The organism is Pseudomonas sp. H3_E07 (assembly GCF_054668895.1).
The window spans coordinates 2,459,421-2,475,642 of record NZ_CP162795.1 but is presented as its reverse complement, the minus strand read 5'-3'; the positions used below and the strand labels follow the sequence as shown (position 1 = coordinate 2,475,642).

General features: G+C 60.1%; 10 protein-coding genes. 6 read left to right on the top strand and 4 right to left on the bottom strand.

What is annotated here, in order from left to right; genetic code table 11:
- Positions 1-16 precede the first annotated feature (16 nt).
- A complete protein-coding gene (locus AB4O08_RS11205) occupies positions 17-2,104 on the bottom strand; it encodes a TonB-dependent receptor (protein WP_069672848.1) in 2,088 nt (695 codons plus the stop codon).
- Positions 2,105-2,515: 411 nt separating this feature from the next.
- On the opposite strand from AB4O08_RS11205, the gene AB4O08_RS11200 reads away from it, so the two are divergent.
- From AB4O08_RS11200 to AB4O08_RS11190, 3 genes are all read left to right on the top strand, one after another.
- Entirely contained in the window at positions 2,516-3,832 is a 1,317-nt protein-coding gene (locus AB4O08_RS11200) for an OprD family porin (RefSeq protein WP_010214034.1), read from the top strand.
- A gap of 203 nt (positions 3,833-4,035) precedes the next feature.
- Entirely contained in the window at positions 4,036-4,239 is a 204-nt protein-coding gene (locus AB4O08_RS11195; RefSeq protein ID WP_010214033.1) for a tautomerase family protein, read from the top strand.
- A 20-nt stretch (positions 4,240-4,259) separates the two neighbouring features.
- Positions 4,260-4,961, top strand: a complete 702-nt coding sequence (locus AB4O08_RS11190) for an SDR family NAD(P)-dependent oxidoreductase (protein ID WP_010214032.1) — start codon at positions 4,260-4,262, stop codon at positions 4,959-4,961.
- A gap of 3 nt (positions 4,962-4,964) precedes the next feature.
- Here the strand turns inward: AB4O08_RS11190 and AB4O08_RS11185 are convergent, their stop codons facing one another.
- The 3 genes from AB4O08_RS11185 to AB4O08_RS11175 are packed head-to-tail and all read right to left on the bottom strand — an operon-like array spanning position 4,965 to position 8,306.
- On the bottom strand, positions 4,965-6,542 hold the full coding sequence (locus AB4O08_RS11185) for a M48 family metallopeptidase (protein WP_044286474.1): 1,578 nt from the start codon (positions 6,540-6,542) through the stop codon (positions 4,965-4,967).
- Positions 6,543-6,556: 14 nt separating this feature from the next.
- Complete coding sequence (locus AB4O08_RS11180) at positions 6,557-6,922, bottom strand: hypothetical protein (protein ID WP_010214029.1); 366 nt, start codon at positions 6,920-6,922, stop codon at positions 6,557-6,559.
- A gap of 37 nt (positions 6,923-6,959) precedes the next feature.
- Positions 6,960-8,306, bottom strand: coding sequence for a CHASE2 domain-containing protein (locus tag AB4O08_RS11175; RefSeq protein WP_460114125.1), 1,347 nt, complete (start codon positions 8,304-8,306; stop codon positions 6,960-6,962).
- 513 nt (positions 8,307-8,819) lie between these two features.
- On the opposite strand from AB4O08_RS11175, the gene AB4O08_RS11170 reads away from it, so the two are divergent.
- The 3 genes from AB4O08_RS11170 (at position 8,820) to AB4O08_RS11160 (ending at position 16,205) form a co-directional block, all read left to right on the top strand.
- Positions 8,820-9,752 carry an NAD-dependent epimerase/dehydratase family protein gene (locus AB4O08_RS11170; RefSeq protein WP_069672841.1) on the top strand — a complete coding sequence of 311 codons (933 nt, stop codon included), beginning with the start codon at positions 8,820-8,822 and terminating at the stop codon, positions 9,750-9,752.
- 62 nt (positions 9,753-9,814) lie between these two features.
- Entirely contained in the window at positions 9,815-12,628 is a 2,814-nt protein-coding gene (locus AB4O08_RS11165; protein ID WP_460114124.1) for a bifunctional glycoside hydrolase 114/ polysaccharide deacetylase family protein, read from the top strand.
- The gene (locus tag AB4O08_RS11160) at positions 12,606-16,205 is read left to right on the top strand and encodes a tetratricopeptide repeat protein (protein ID WP_460114123.1); all 3,600 of its coding nucleotides are present in this window, start codon (positions 12,606-12,608) and stop codon (positions 16,203-16,205) included. Before AB4O08_RS11165 ends, AB4O08_RS11160 begins: the two co-directional genes overlap by 23 nt.
- Positions 16,206-16,222 lie beyond the last annotated feature (17 nt).

Here is a 16,222-nt window from a genome sequence, read left to right as displayed (position 1 = left end):
AGGGAGAGGCGCTGCATTAGAAGCTGTAAGTCCCCGTCACTACCACGCTACGCGGTTCTCCCGGCTGAATTTGCGCCACACTGGTCGCCGACGCGTAGTAGGTTTTATCCGCGATATTGTTCAGCGCCGCCCTGACGTCCCATTCCTTCTGGCGGAACCCAGCCAACGCATCCCAGCGACCATAGCCCGGCAGCACCACGGTGTTGAGGTTGTCGGCATAGCGATCGCCGACCAGGGTCAAGCCGGTTTCCGCGTACCAGCCCATCTCCGGTTTCCAGGTAATGAACAGGCTGGCATTGCGTTTGGCCACATCGCTGACGCGCTTGCCTTCAAAGCCGTTGTTATCCTTCTCGACCGTGGCCTCTTGCAGGCCGACACCACCACGCACGTACCAGTTGCCGACGATCTTGCCGGTGGCGGTCAGCTCCACGCCGCGTGAGCGCTGCAAACCGCTGAGCAGCGTGATTGTGCGATCCAGGGGGTCGCTGGTGCGGCGGTTGTAGAGTTCCAACTCGTACACCGCCAGGGTGGTGCTCAGGCGGTCGTCGAGCCAGTCGCTCTTGACCCCGATCTCCTTCTGCTTGGTCAGCTCGGGGCTCAGGTCGTTGACGCTGCCGGCAGCGTTGGGGGTGATACCGATCAAGCCACCGCCTGCGGGAGAAAACGTCTTGCTCCACGAAGCATAGAAGGTGTGATGTTCCAGTGGCGTCCAGACCAGGCCGAAGCGCGGGCTGGTGCTGTGGCTTTTGACGTCCTGCTGGGTATTGAGCAGTTTGTTTTGGGTGTCCACTTCGAACCGGTCGTAACGCAGACCGGCCAGGACTTGCCATTGGTCATTCAGGCGCAGTTGGTCCTGCACGTAAAGGGCACGGCTTTCGACTTCGGTGTGGTTGTTGCTCGACAGGCTCATACGGCCGGTGTGGCTGAGGTTGCGGTTGGGCTGGCTGAGGTCCAGGCTCGGCACCGCCTGGCCGCCTCGGTTGACGGCGGTGGCGGTGTACAGCTTCGGATCGCGGCGCTGACTGCCCAGTTCGAGGCCGGTGAGCACGCGATGTTCCAGGCCGTAGGTACTGAAGCCACCTTCCAGCTCGACGTTGTTGAAGACATTGAGGGTGGTGAGGTCTTGCTGCCAGCGTTGGCGTGTCACGCTGTGGGTCGCCGGCACATAGGCGGTTTGATAGGTATTGTCGAAATCGCTGTCGAGCTTGAACACGCCCAGGGTCTGGCGCAGTTGCCAGTTGTCATTGAGTTCATAAGCCAGCTTGGAGCGTAGCGACTGGGTTTTGTCGTCGATGTAATCGCGGTTATCAAAGTAGGTGGTGCTGCGACTGACATCCGCGGGTCGGCCGTTGACGCCGGGAATGCCACGGTCAGGCGTGCGGTTGTAACGGCTGTATTCGTATTGCACCAGCCAGTTCAGGTCCGGCGTGAGCTGCCAGCTCATGGACGGAGCGAACAACTGGCGATTGCCGCTGACGCCATCGCGGAAGCTGTTGTTGTCTTGATTACCCATGTTCAGGCGCAGGCTGATGTTATCCGTGGGGTCGGTGCTGAGGTCGGCGTACACACTGCGCAGATCGTCGCTGCCGCCCTGGGCTTCGATGCTTGATTTGTGCCCGGCCATAGGCAGTTTGCTCACGCGGTTGACGATTCCTCCCTGACCGCCTCGCCCGTAGAGTACGGCTGCCGGCCCCTTGAGCACTTCGATGCGCTCGATGTTGTGCAGGTCGCGCACATATTGGCTGTCGTCGCGAATGCCATCCAGATAGAAGTCATTGCTCGCGTCGAAACCCCGGATGCGCACGCTGTCGAAGCGCGTGTCGGCGCCGCTGCTGACGTTGGGGATGCCGCTCAATGCCTGGCCCAGGTCATTAGTGCCATAGGAACGCAGGCTTTCGGTCTTCACTGAGTCGATGGCCTGAGGCACATAACGCACGGGTGTGGCGGTGCGGGTGGCGGTGCTGGTTTCTTTGACGCGTGGGTCGTCTTCGTCAACTTCGGCGCTGATCGAGGTTTCAGGCAAGGTAGTGGCCGCACAAGCAAAACCGACAGACAGCAGAACGGAGAGCCCAAGGGTGATGGGCGTCAGGCGAAGGGCAGGCATGGAGAAATGTATCCGAATTGTTAGGGAGGCAAACTGCGTTAATGGTAATGCTTTGCATTTACGTGCGTTATCCATTCCCAAACGTATCGGGCCTGAAATATGTTACTAGATGTGTTTCCTGCCTGTTTTGCTGCGGTTTTATGTCGCTTTCAGAACGGCTGTAGGTCCCTCCTTAGAATTATTTCGCCTAAATACAGACGATTCGCGAAATTGACACATAGTTCCGGGCGCGACTAGGATTGCGCCCAACGCCTGTGGCTAACCGCCATGACTCATCCAATAAAAAAAGGCCCGCGGCCTGTTAAGTCGTCCGCGGGCCTTCTTTTTTCCGGAATCAGTCGACACCAGAAAAAGCGACATGGAGCCTGGTGTCACAGCGCGTACTCAACCAGGAATAAGGAATATAAGAAAATGTTGAAGCAACGGATGAGTCTGATCGCTCTGGGGATTTTGAGCGCATCGACAGCCATGGCAAACGATCAGGACCAGTCGAAGGGTTTTATCGAAGACAGCCACCTGAACATCGCCGCACGTAACGCCTACATCAGCCGTGACTACAAGAACGGCAAGCAAGACAAAGCCGAGTGGGGCCAAGGCTTCATCGGCAAGCTCGAATCCGGCTTCACCCAAGGCACCGTTGGTGTGGGTGTGGACGTGATTGGCCAATACGCTATCCGTCTGGACGGTGGTAAAGGCCGTGCCGGCGCTGGCGGTATCGACTTCTTCAAACAGGGCAATGGCACTACCAACCCTGATGGCTCGAACAACCCTGGCTCGGCCCCACACGACCTGGCCAAGGGCGGCGCTGCCGTGAAGTTCCGCGTTTCCAACACCGTGCTCAAGTACGGTGATCAGTTCCCGGCCGTGCCTGTGCTGCAGTACGACAACTCCCGTCTGTTGTCGGAAACTTACACCGGTACGTCGATCGTTTCCAAAGAGATCGCCGGTCTGCAACTGGACGCAGGTCACTTCACCAAAGAAGCCCGCAAGAGCATGGAAGGCACCGACAGCGGTCGCCTGAAAAGCATCGACTACATCGGTGGTAGCTACAAATTCACCGAAAGCCTGTCGGCTGCCCTGTACGCCTCCGATATGCAGGACGTGCTGAAGAAGCAATACGTCAACGTCAACTACGTGCTGGCCCTGCCAGAAAAGCAGTCGCTGACGTTTGACTTCAACGGCTACAAAACCAAGCTGGACCGCAGCTTCGCCCTGGAAAACCAGAAAGACGCTGACGCCCGTGACAACAAGATTTGGAGCCTGGGCGCTACGTGGGCTGTCGGCCCGCACAGCTTCACCGTCGCTCACCAGCGCAGCACCGGCGACACCGGCTACCTCTACGGCGGCTACCGCAACGCTGGCGGCATCGGTGACGGTGGTAACACCATCTTGCTGGCGAACTCCTACTGGTCCGACTTCAACGGCAAGGACGAGCGTTCCTGGCAGCTTGGCTACGGCATCGACTTCGCCACCTTCGGCGTACCGGGCCTGACCTACAACGTTGCCTACGTGCGCGGTACCAACATTGACGACGGTACCAACCGTGGCGATGGTACCGAGCGTGAAATCTGGAACCAGTTCAAATACGTCGTACAGAGCGGTCCAGCCAAAGACCTGAGCCTGCGTGCGCGTGCGTCGTGGTTGCGCGTGTCCAATAACGCCGACCAGTACAACGTGGGCGGTAACGAAATCCGTCTGTTCGCCGACTACCCGATCAACGTTTTCTAATGATCCGGCGTCGTGCCTGATTCCAGGCGATAAAAAACCCCGACTGGTTCGGGGTTTTTTTATGCGCGCTAGTGCGCTGCGGTCTTGTTACACCGCAGTATGAATGAAGTACTCGGCCCCACCTTTATCCCTCCCCGACGCAAGCCTAAATTGACCTCACTGCCCGCCCATCACCCCGATGGCCGGCCACTGGAGTCCCTGCCATGCCCTTTGTCAGCCTGCGCATCACCCGTGACGGCGTTACCTCGGAGCAAAAAGCCCAGGTCATCGCCGAGTTCACCGAAACCCTCGAACGCGTCCTGCACAAACGCCCCGATCTGACCCACATCGTCATCGAAGAAGTCGACACCGACAACTGGGGCTATGCGGGTATCACCACCACCGAATACCGCAAATCCCAAGCCTGAATCCCTACTGGAGAATCCTCATGAAGAAAGTCGTCATCATCACCGGCGCATCCCAAGGTATCGGTGCTGCCGTGGTCCAGGCCTACCGTGCCCTCGACTACCGCGTGGTCGCTACTTCGCGCTCGATCCAGCCATCCACCGACCCGGACATCCTCACCGTCGCCGGCGACATCGCTGACCGGGCCACCGCCCAGCGCGTCATCCACGAAACCCTGGCCACCTTCGGGCGCATCGACAGCCTGATCAACAACGCCGGTATCTTCGTCGCCAAACCGTTCACGGCCTACACGCAAGAGGACTACGCCAACGTCCTCGCGGTGAACCTCAACGGCTTCTTTTACATCACCCAACTCGCCATTGCCGAAATGGAAAAAAACAACGCCGGCCACATCGTCAACGTCACCACCAGTCTGGCGGATCACGCGATTGACGGCGTGCCGTCGGTACTCGCGAACCTCACCAAGGGCGGACTGAATTCGGCCACCAAGTCCTTGGCGATCGAGTACGCCAAACGTGGCATCCGGGTGAACGCGGTGAGCCCGGGGATCATCAAGACGCCGATGCACGGCGCGGAAACCCACGCGGCGCTCGGGCAATTGCATCCGGTCGGGCACATGGGCGAGGTGAGTGACATCGCCCAGGCGATTGTCTACCTGGAGAACGCCGGGTTTGTGACCGGCGAAATTCTGCATGTAGACGGTGGGCAAAGCGCTGGTCACTAAACGTCAGGCTTTGGCCGGCACGAGTTTTTTGCAGTTCTCTTTACGTGCCGGATATTGCTCACACTTGCGCAGCACGGTTTGCACCTGCTGCGCATTTTGCACTTGCTGGTTAGCCAATAATTTCTCGGTTATGAACAGTTCTTCAGAGCCGAGGTGACGTTCCGCCTTGTCGATCATCGCCAGCGCCGACTGCCCATCTCCGCGTTTGAGGTGATAGCTGATCATCAGGTCGAAGGTGGAGGGGCCCGCCAGGCTCCAGTCCTTGATCGCTTGCAGCTCTTTCAGCGCTTCGCCGCTCCGGCCCTGGGCCAGTCGCACGGTGTAGGCGGTGCGGCGGATACCGGGTTGGTCTTTGACGGGAGAGGCCAAGGCTTTGCGGATGAACCCATCAGCGTCTGGGACTTTGTTTTTCTCCAGGGCGTCGTTGGCGAAGTAGGCATCCTTGTAACCTTGCATGGCTTTCGCCACTTGCGGCGTGCTCTTCATTTTCGTCCAGCTTTGCGTGTTGATCCGTGCACGGCGCTCCTGGCGATACTCGCGTTGCAGGTACTGGCGTAACTCGGTGTCGCGATCAGTTGCCGACATATGGGAGCGATTGAAGTACTGGGCGGTCGCGGTGATGCTGGTGGTCAGGCCGTCTTTGACCAGCACATCCAGTTCCTGGGTAAACCGGTTCAGGTTGAACTGCTGCAGCGAATCCTGCATGGCGTTTTTACGCGCGGTCAGAAAGCCCGTGAGCAACGGTTTTTGCTTGCCCTGAAAATCACTGAGGCGTTCAAGGCTGTGGGTCGCGGCACGCGGTGCATAACCGGCGCGGATCATCAAGTCAGTGCCAAGCAAGTCGGCCTGGTCTTCCTGGGTGCGGCCCCAGGCGGTGCTCCAGACATGGTCGGAAAACGTGTTGGCCAGCGCGGTATACAGCACGGTATTCCCGATGGTCTTCTGGGTGCCGGCGGGGTCTTTGCTGAACAATTTCATCGTGCCGGAACTGCGATCCACGCCCGTGTCGGCAGCCATGGTGGCCAACGCGACCGTGGAGGCGACCGTGGTGAACATCTCTTTCTGCTGCTGGAAGGCGGCCATGCGATCGTGGTGGTGCAGCAATACGTGGCTCATCTCATGACCGAGCATCGCCGCGATTTCGTCTTCGCTCCCTACGTTATCCAGCATGCCCAGGGGCACGAACACATTTCCGTAAGGGTCAGCCGAAGGGCCGAAGCTGTAACTGTCGGTGATTTTTACCTGCAAGGCCGGCAACTCGCCCGGCCAGCCCTTGGATAAGCGCGTGACAATACCCTGCAGATACACCTGCAGCATCGGAATATCCACCAGGTTCTGCTGGCGAGCCTCGGCTGCGGGTACTGTGCGTCCGTCATAGCTCAAGCGTTGTTGGCTCTGGCGTTGCGGGTCGAGTTTGTAATACGGGCGCACGTCTGTGTTATCCACATAATGGCCCTGCACCCGGGATTGGGTCGAAGGTCCCACCAGATTCATGAACGCCTGATCGGCGCCCTTCAACGTGGCGCAGCCACTGAGTAGCGTGCTTGCCAGCAGGCTGGCCGCCCATAGAGATCCTTTCACCGCAGCGCTCCTTTTTATTGATTGCAGCCGGCACCAAAACCAATGGTGGAGTTGTTGCGGCTGTCTTTGGTCTGGCTTTTGGTCAGGCCTTGGCAGGGTAGGTCCACCACGTTCAGCGGCGGCTCGATGCGCAGGTCCATCGTGTCCAACCAGACCTTCTGGCCGGCCAGTTCCACCTGCACCAAGTCCAGCGCCTTGTTGTACTGCAACACCGGCAAGGGCTGCGTAGGCGTTTCCTGCTTCGATAACTCGCGCTGTTGTTTACCTTGCTCATCGAGCACCGCTACCGGGTCGGCGAGGAATGCCTTGATGCTGTGGGTTTCCGCCCAGGCGCCCTGGGTAAAGAGGGTGGCAAGCAAGACAATGAGGCTTCTGTTCATCCTTGGGTTCCTTGAGTCAGACATCTGAGCGGCACACTCAGCGATCTCGGTCGAAGAAGGCTTCGATCCGCTCGCTGAACAGCACCAATGACAGCAATACGATGCCCAGCACGTTGACCGGGGTGATGTTGTTGACGCTCAACAACACACTCATCAGGGCAAGCACCGACATCACTAACAACCACGACGGGCACGGCGAAGAAAAAAACCGGATCTCGCGGCGGCGCCAACGGCTCCAGGGGCGGTGACCCGCCAGCCGTCGCGCATGCAGCGCCTTGAGCACGGCGATCAACGCCAATAGGGCGAGCTCCAGCAGGTCCAGCCAATTGAAGGGCAGGCCGGGAAAGTTGGCGGGCTCATGGGCGTAGTCCATGCCTGCATTGATCAGGTTATCCAAGGCCATGGCGTGCAGGTACACGCCCGGTAGCTGGCCGTGAACCGGCGAGTCCACCAAGTCTCCCGTGGAGGTGATATTGGCGCCGACCAGGACCAGGCGATCGCGCAATAACTCGGTGAGCAATGCCTGGTCTTGCGGGTCGCTGACTTCCAAGTCGCTGGCTGACACCGTCAGGGTATAAGGGCAGCGGGCCAGGGCCGAGTCGTCGAGTTTCCAGAACACCGCCTGGAAAAACTGTGCGAGTCCATCCAGGACAAAATGCCGCGCCGGCGCGCAGTGGCGCACATCAGCAATACGCGCTTGCTCTGGCGCCAGCTTCAGCCCCCACTGCACCGCGATCGGCTGCCGCTGTGCGGCGGTTTGGGCATCCACCGGCGGCGACTGGCACTTCTGCGTTCTGCAGAGTTCGCGGTAGAGCACCATGGCTGGTGTTTCCATAAGCCCTAGTGGCGTCTGAACTGCCAACGGGTACTGGTCGTCCACGCCTTCCCAGGCCACCAGGCCTGGGCGGCTGACCTCGGCGAAGGGTTGCAGTGTGTTGGCCTGGCCCGCCTCTCCTCGCACGACGCCGGTATTCGCCAGCCACAGCGGGATACCCTGGCGCTGATAACGCTTGAACACATTTGCCAGTAGCTGGCTGCCCCGCGCCGGGTCGCCAAAAGAATGGTCATGGCTGTACAGCAAGTCCACGAAAACAGCCTTGGGCTTGTACGCCAGCAAACGTTTGAACAATTTGCTCTGCTCGCCGTAGGGCATCGGCCAAGAGGTGCCGTTGCGCATCAGGTAGGCGTCATCGATCACCACCACCGCCACGCGTTGTTGACCTTCGTTGGAATAGTGACTGGCGAACATGCGGTTAAGCCACTGCGCTGACGCCTTGTCGCTGGAACTGGCCAGGCCGAAAGGGTCCAGGACCGCCAGTAGCACGATGATTGCCGCGAGCCAGTAGCGGCGGTGATTAAAAAGCGGTGGGGTCGACAAATCCATGTCTCGATTAGAAGCACAAGCAAGGCAGGGTTTTTAACGGAGCGGGGAGGGGGTGTCAATGAAAAAAGGTGGCTAAGTGCCATATAGGTGTCGCACGCGCGGGCTCTCAGCAATGTTCGTGCGTGGCGAGCGTCCAGCATGGGTTTACAGGCGCGACTGAACGCCGCCTCGGACGCATAGCCAATCGCGAAGACAACGTAACGATCAATAAGCGCCGTCAATTAAATGACTTATTTATGGCTGAAACTGCCGTTTGGCGGCAAGTTAGACAATACGTTGACAGTCCCTTTCGGATCCAACATTATTCGCGACGATTTTGATGGCTCTAAGCCATTAAAATGACATTAGTGACGCGCATTCGTCCCAGGCTGTGGTTCTTCAAGATTCAGGGATAAGGCGGCTTGGACTCGGATGGCCAGGCGACGTTGGTCAGGGTAGCCCTTAAACACTGTCACCTTTAATTAGCGGGTTCGCTGCTGCGTGCCTGCGCTCGAGTCTTAGGAAGCAAACTTCATGGCTGTAGGACGAATTCTGGTTACCGGCGGTGCAGGTTTTATTGGGTCACATCTGGTAGAAGCTTTGCTGGGTAAAGGCTACAAGATTCGCGTACTGGACAACTTGTCGACCGGTAAGGTGGCTAACCTGCCCGTCGCACATCCTGACCTGGAGCTGATGATTGGCGATGTCGCAGACAGTGCCGTGGTCGAGCAGGCCATGGCTGACTGCAGCGCAGTCGTGCATCTGGCTGCGGTGGCGTCGGTGCAGGCTTCGGTAGACGACCCCGTCGCCACCCACCAGGCCAATTTCGTCGGCACGCTCAATGTGTGCCAAAGCATGCTCAAGGCCGGCGTGACGCGGGTAGTGTTTGCCTCCAGCGCAGCCACCTACGGCAACAACGGCGAAGGCACGGCCATCGCCGAAGACACCCCCAAGTCCCCACTGACGCCTTATGCCAGCGACAAGCTGGCCAGTGAGTACTACCTGGACTTCTACCGTCGCGAGCACGGCCTGGAGCCGGTGATATTCCGCTTCTTCAATATCTTCGGCCCACGCCAGGATCCGTCTTCGCCGTACTCCGGCGTGATCAGCATCTTCACCGAGCGCGCGTTGGCGGGTCAGCCAATTACCGTCTTTGGTGACGGCGAGCAAACCCGCGATTTCGTTTACGTGCAGGATCTGGTGAGCATTCTCGTCCAGGCAGTCGAGACCCGCGAACCGGCACCTGAAGCAATCAACGTAGGGCTCAGCCGCTCGACCAGTCTCAATGACCTGATCGCTGAACTGGGCAATGCCACCGGCACCGCGTTGAACGTGACGTACCAGGCACCGCGCCAAGGCGACATCCGCCATTCGCGCGCCAATAACACCCGTCTGCTGGAGCGCTTTGCACTCCCGCAACCGACGTCGATTGGCCAGGGTTTGGCGCAGCTGTTGCGCAGTTTGTAGTTCGCCGGTCACTTCACCCGACGTTTACGCAGTATTGGCTCAGTCATCTTCAAGAGTAAATTATGGAAATCGTTTTCCGCAGGACGCGTATCCGCGCGATCGCTGAGCGGCTATTCGCCGCTTTTGCCTTATTCGTCGGTGGGCCGGCTGTGCACGCTGCTGCTTTATCTCAACCGAGCAGCGTGGCTTTCTGGTACGCCGAGCAACCTCCGCTGCCGGAACTGTCGCAGTTCGACTGGGCCGTGGTCGAGCCGGGCCACATGACGCCCGGCGATGTGAAGACCTTGCGGGCGCTGGGTAGCCAGCCGTTTGCGTACCTGTCCATCGGTGAGTTCGATGGCAACAAGGCGGAGGTCGAGAAAGCCGGGTTGAGCAAAGCGGTTTCCCCGGTGCGTAACGACGCCTGGGACAGTCAGGTGATGGACCTCACCTCGACGGCCTGGCGTGAGCATCTCTTCGGGCGCGCCAAGGCGCTTGAAGCGCAAGGCTATGCGGGCCTGTTCCTCGATACGCTCGACAGCTTCCAACTGATGCCCCAGGCCTCGCGCGAAAGCCAACGCGTCGGCCTGGCCAGCTTGCTGCGTGAACTGCACAAGCGTCAGCCGAACCTGAAGCTGTTTTTCAACCGTGGTTTCGAAGTGTTGCCTGAACTGGACGGCGTTGCCGCCGCCGTGGCGGTCGAGTCGATTCATGCCGGTTGGGATGCTTCCGCCAAACGCTATCGCCCGGTGTCCGAGTCCGATCGCCAGTGGCTCGAAACCCATCTGCAACCGCTGCGCGCCAAGGGCGTGCCGCTGGTGGCCATCGACTACTTGCCACCGGAGCGCCGTGAAGAAGCGCGCAAGCTCGCCAAGCGTCTGCGCGATGAAGGTTTCATTCCCTACATCAGTACCCCGGACCTCAACACCTTGGGTATCAGCAGCATCGAGGTCCAGCCGCGCCGTATTGCGATGATCTTCGATCCGCGTGAAGGCGCGCTGGAAGATGCCGCCGGCCATAGCAACCTGGGGGGGTTGCTGGAGTATCTTGGCTACCGTGTCGATTATCTGCCTGCCGACAGTAACCTGCCGCTTTACGGTTTCAGTGGCTTGTACGCAGGCGTGGTCACCTGGATGACCAGCGGCCCATCGCAGGATGCACCGGCGTTCAATCGCTTTATCAACGCACGCCTGGACGAACAGGTCCCGGTGGTGTTTTTCAGTGGCCTGCCGGTTGAGGACAAGCTGCTGCTCAAGCGCCTGGGCCTCAAGCGGGATACGCCGCCCGCCACTCAAGTGTTGACCGTCACCCACCAGGACAAGGCCCTGCTGGGCGCATTCGAGGCACCGGTGGTGCCTCGCTCCCGTGACCTGGCAGCGGTCTCGGTATTGCCCAACGGCCCCACCCCGGCGTTGTCCTTGAGCGGTGCCAATGGCGCCGTTTTCAACCCGGTGGTGGTTGGCAAATGGGGCGGCATTGCGCTCGCGCCTTACCTGCTTGAAAGCAACAACGAGCGCAGCCGCTGGATTCTCGATCCGTTCGCGTTCCTCCAGGCCAGCCTGCAGTTGCCGGCGCAACCGCGGCCGGACACCACCACCGAAAATGGCCGGCGCATTGCGACCGTGCACATCGATGGCGACGGTTTCCCCTCCCGTGCCGAAGTGCGGGGTACGCCCTACGCCGGCCGCCACACCCTGGACGACTACATCAAGCCCAACCCGTTCCTGACATCAGTGTCGATCATCGAAGGCGAGATCTCGCCGCGTGGCGCGTTCCCGTTCCTGGCGCGTGAGCTTGAGCCGATTGCCCGTGAGATCTTCGCCAACCCTAAGGTCGAAGTGGCCACGCACACCTTCAGCCACCCGTTTTTCATGCAGCCGGAAAAAGCCCAGAAGCGCGAGAATTTCAGCCCGGAATACGGCTTGAATATGAAAATCGCTGGCTACGATAAAATCGACTTTCGCCGCGAGATCTTTGGCTCGCGCGACTACATCAACCAGAACCTGACCACCCCGCAGAAGCCGGTGAAGATGGTGTTCTGGCCAGGTGATGCACTGCCGTCCTCGGACACCATCAAGCTGGCGTATGACGCTGGCCTGAAGAACGTCAACGGCGCTGAAACCATCATGACCAAGGCCAACCCGTCGCTGACCGGCCTCAACCCCTTGCTGCGCCCGACACCTGGCGGGTTGCAGTACTACGCGCCGATCATCAACGAGAACCTGTACACCAACCTGTGGAAAGGCCCGTACTACGGGTTCCGCGAGTTGATCGAGACCTTCGAGCTGACTGACAGCCCGCGCCGCCTGCGTGGCCTGCACCTCTACTACCACTTCTATTCCAGCACCAAGCAGGCCTCGATCAAGGCCATGCACGAGATCTACGGCTACATGCGCGAGCAGCAACCGATGTCGTTGTGGATGACTGACTACATCGATCGTCTGCACGGCCTGTATCAGTCGAGCCTGGCGCGTACTGCCGACGGCGCTTGGCAGATTCGCGGGATGGACGCACTGCGTACCGTGCGCCTTGACGCGCAAATGGGCTGGCCGGACTTGCTCAAATCACAAGGCATTGCTGGCGTACGCGACCTGCCGCAAGGGCGCTACGTGGCCTTGAGCAGCGACCGGGCGTTGCTGGCATTGCGTGCCGACAGAGACCCTCGACCTGCGCTGGAGGAAGCCAACGTGCCGTTACTCGATTGGCGTTACCTGGACGATCGTCGCGTGAGCTTTTCCTTTGCCGGTCAGTTCGACTTGACCTTCTCCGTGCGCTCGGCAACTGCCTGCCGCGTGGAAGTCGATGGGCAACGATTCGCGGGCAAGGCTTCGGCCGGCCTTTGGACTTTTCAACTTCCTATGAAGCAGGTGAGTAATGGTCAACTCCTCTGCAACTAAAAGCAGCCGCCTGCTCAACCCATGGGCACTGGCGGTGGTCGCGGTGGCCGTGGGTGGCCTGCTGTGGGCAACCTTCCAGCGTGAAGAAGTGTTCCAGCCCGACGGGCGTGAGCCCGACGCCGTGTCGGCCAACTATGCCGAGCTATTGCTGACGGCGCATCCGGACGACGACCACTTGCGTTTGCAACTGGTCGACTTGCTGATTCGCCTCGGTGACTACACCAAGGCGCGCCAACACGTGGATGCCTGGCCCAAGCCGCAACCCGAACTCCAGGCCTACTATCGCCTGGAACTGGACGCGCTGATCGCGGCCGGTGGCAATGATCTGATCGTGCAACAGGCGTTGGTCGAGCGTTTGCAAAGCTTCGATCATCGCAAGCTGCCGGTGGCCCAGCTGCAGAGCCTGGCGAAGCTGGCGCTGACCCTGCAGGCTCCGGCGTTTGCCGCCACGGTGTTCGAAGAGATCGCAGGGCGTGACCCGGCGCAACGTACCGATGCGCTCAAATCAGCCGCGCAGTGGTACCTGGCGGGGGAGCAACCTGCGCGCGCGGCAGACATCTATCTGCAACTTAAGCGTGACGCCCAGCAACCGGGTGAGCGACGGGAATACGCGCAACTCGCGTTCAACAGCCTGCTGTCGGCCGGCCGTGACGAGCAGGCCGCGCAAGTGCTGGCTGACGAGTTGCCCCAGCTGAAAAACCCGCAAACTGACGTGGCGTGGCTGGAGCAAGGCGTGGATGTCGCCGTTGCGACCAAGCAGTTCGAACTGGCCCAGCGTGTGCTCCAGCAGTGGCATGACCTGGAGCCTGACAATCGCAAAATCCTGGTCAAAGAATTCCATGTACGCCTGTCTATCAATGATCTGGCAGGTGCGTGGGAAACCGGTCAGGAGCTGGTCATCGATTACCCGGATGACAGCGAGTTGCTGGAGCAAATGGCCAAGCTCGGTGAGTGGCGCGGCGATAACGAAGCCGCGCTGGACTACTGGATTCACCTGCTCAAACTCAAGGAAGATCCGAAGATCCGCGAGCACGCCTGGCGCCTCGCTAGCCTGCAATTCGACTTTGCCCGTTCGATCCCATTGCTTGCAGAGATCATGCAGCAGCGTCCGCTCACGGATATCGAACTGGATGCGTTGATCTACGGCCATGAGTCCCGCGGCACTCCCGCTGAGGCCGAGTCCTGGTTGCGTACTTACCTGCGCAAGTACCCGGCCCATCGCCTGGCCTGGACACGCTTGCTGCAGAACCTGGAAAACACCGGGCAGTTCGCGGCCAAAGGCAAGCTCTACAAGGACTATGCAAAACGCTACAAGCTGACCACCGCCGAATTGGTCGATTGGGCCAGCACGGAAATGAAGTTGTTCGACGAGCAAGCGGCCTGGGAAGTGGTGAAGTCGGACGATGCGTCCATCGATGATCCTGAATACTGGCACACCCGTGCGGCGCTCGCTTGGGGCCTGGAGCGCGACGAAGACTTACGTGTCTCCCTGGAAAAGCTGCTGTCCCTCAAAGGCAAGCTGACCAGTGGCGACGAGAGCCAGTTGATCACCCTGTATCGCACCAGCGATCCGCAGCGTGCCTTGAAGTTGATGGTCGACAGTTGGCACCGTGCCCAAGACCCGCAGCGGTTGGTCGAGGCACTGCAACTGGCCCAGGAGCTCCAGGAGTGGGATCAGGTCGTTGCCCTGTTGGAAGACGCCAAAAAATACCCGGAAGCCTACGAGCAAGCCCAGGTTCTGGCGGTACGCGGTGCCCTGGCTGCGGAGCAGGGCGATGCCACCGAGGCCGAGCGTCTCTATCTGCTGGGCTTGTCGCGCTACCCCGATGACAACCTGTTCCGCGAGCGCTTGACCTGGCTGTATGTCGACCAGGCCGACACGGCAAAACTCAAACCCTTGCTGACCAAATGGCGTGCAAATGCACGGCACGACCGTCTGCTCTGGCTGCCGTTCGCCAGTGCCAGCCAGCTATTGGGGCGCGATGCCGAAGCATTGGCCTGGTATCGCCTGTACCTCAAGCTCAGCCCGAATGACTGGCTGGTGCAGGCGGCGTATGCCGACGCACTGGAAACGTCTGGCTACCAGGACGCCGCCCAGCGCCTGCGCCTGAAGTTGCTGCGCAGCCCTGAGGCCGAGAACCTGCAACCGTCGTCCCAGCGCTACGCGATCTGGTTGCGTTTGATGTCGAGCAGCTATTCACCGCAAAAGGCCCAGCAAGCACTTCTGAAGTGGAAAGACGGTTCGCCGTCGATGAAACAGCTGTGGTTCGAGCGCCTGCTGGCTCGTCTGGATGCGACCAACCAGCAAGCGCAGAAAGACGACTGGCTGGCCTGGGCGCGCACCCAGGGCCTCAAGGTTGACCGTTACGAGCAGATCCAGGAAGCCTTGCGCAGCCGTAATAAAGCCCAGGTCGAAACCCTGTTGGCCAGCAGCGACCTGAACCCGGCGCAGCGCGCACAGGCGCTCAGCCGTTTGGGGCGCACCAACGAGGCACTGGAAACCAGCCTGTCTGCACTGGGCGACGACCAGCCGGATTCGGTGAACGAGCAACTGCGTCGCCAGGCGGTGGAGATCCACGAAGCCACTCCGCAAGGCGCATTGCTGTCGTATCAGAAACAGGATTTCGGTGGCTTGTCGTTTGACTCGCCGCGCCTGGAAATCGCCCACAACCTGGGTGATAACTGGTACGCCGATGTCGAGATGGAACACGGCAACTATAAAGGCGACGACGTCATCTCCTCGCGCATTGGCGACGAGAGCAACGCGGCCCTGACCTTGGTGCGCTCAGTGGAAAACGGCAGCTGGAAGTTGTTCGCCGACACCAGCCAGCGCAAGGACGACGACCGTAACGGCCTGGGCCTGTCGCGCATGTGGCAGTTGGGCGAAAGCCACCAGATCGAGACCGGCCTGGACTGGCATCGCAAAAGCGACGACAGCGGCCTGATGCGTGCTTTCGGCCAGCAGGACCGCGCCTGGGTCGGCGGCCGTCACGGCCTGACCGCGCGGGACCAGTTGAGCTGGGAAGTGGCACAGCGCTCATTCTCGACACGTACCGACAAATCGTTGGGTAATGGTCATGCGCTGAAGCTGGAGCTGAATCACACACTGGAATTCGCCGGGCCTAACTGGACGGTGCGCAGCGGTGTGGATTACCAGAAGAACAACGTGAAGGATCGCAACCTGGATTACCTCTCCAGCGATTTCAATGGGCCGATTCGAGTGCCTGATGTCGCGCCGCCTGAGCCGGGTGATCCGATCGAGTTGCAGACCATTGCGTCGGGCGACCTGCTGCAAAGTCGCTACGGCCAACTCTACGTCGGCACGTCCTGGCGCCGCGGCATCCCTGGTGCCCTGGTGCGCAGCAAGCCGCAGTACACCTGGCTGGTGGACATGACGGCGGGGTGGCAATGGACCGACCAAACCTTCAACTACGGCATCAATACGGGCATTGGTTTCGAAGTCCTGGGTGACGACGAACTGGCCCTCACCTTCGGCTACCAATCTGCGCCACAGGGCGGGGATGGCAAGTCCGGCGGCACACTGGGTATGAGCTACGGCGTGCGTTTCGGGCGCTGATTACAGAATCTACGGGA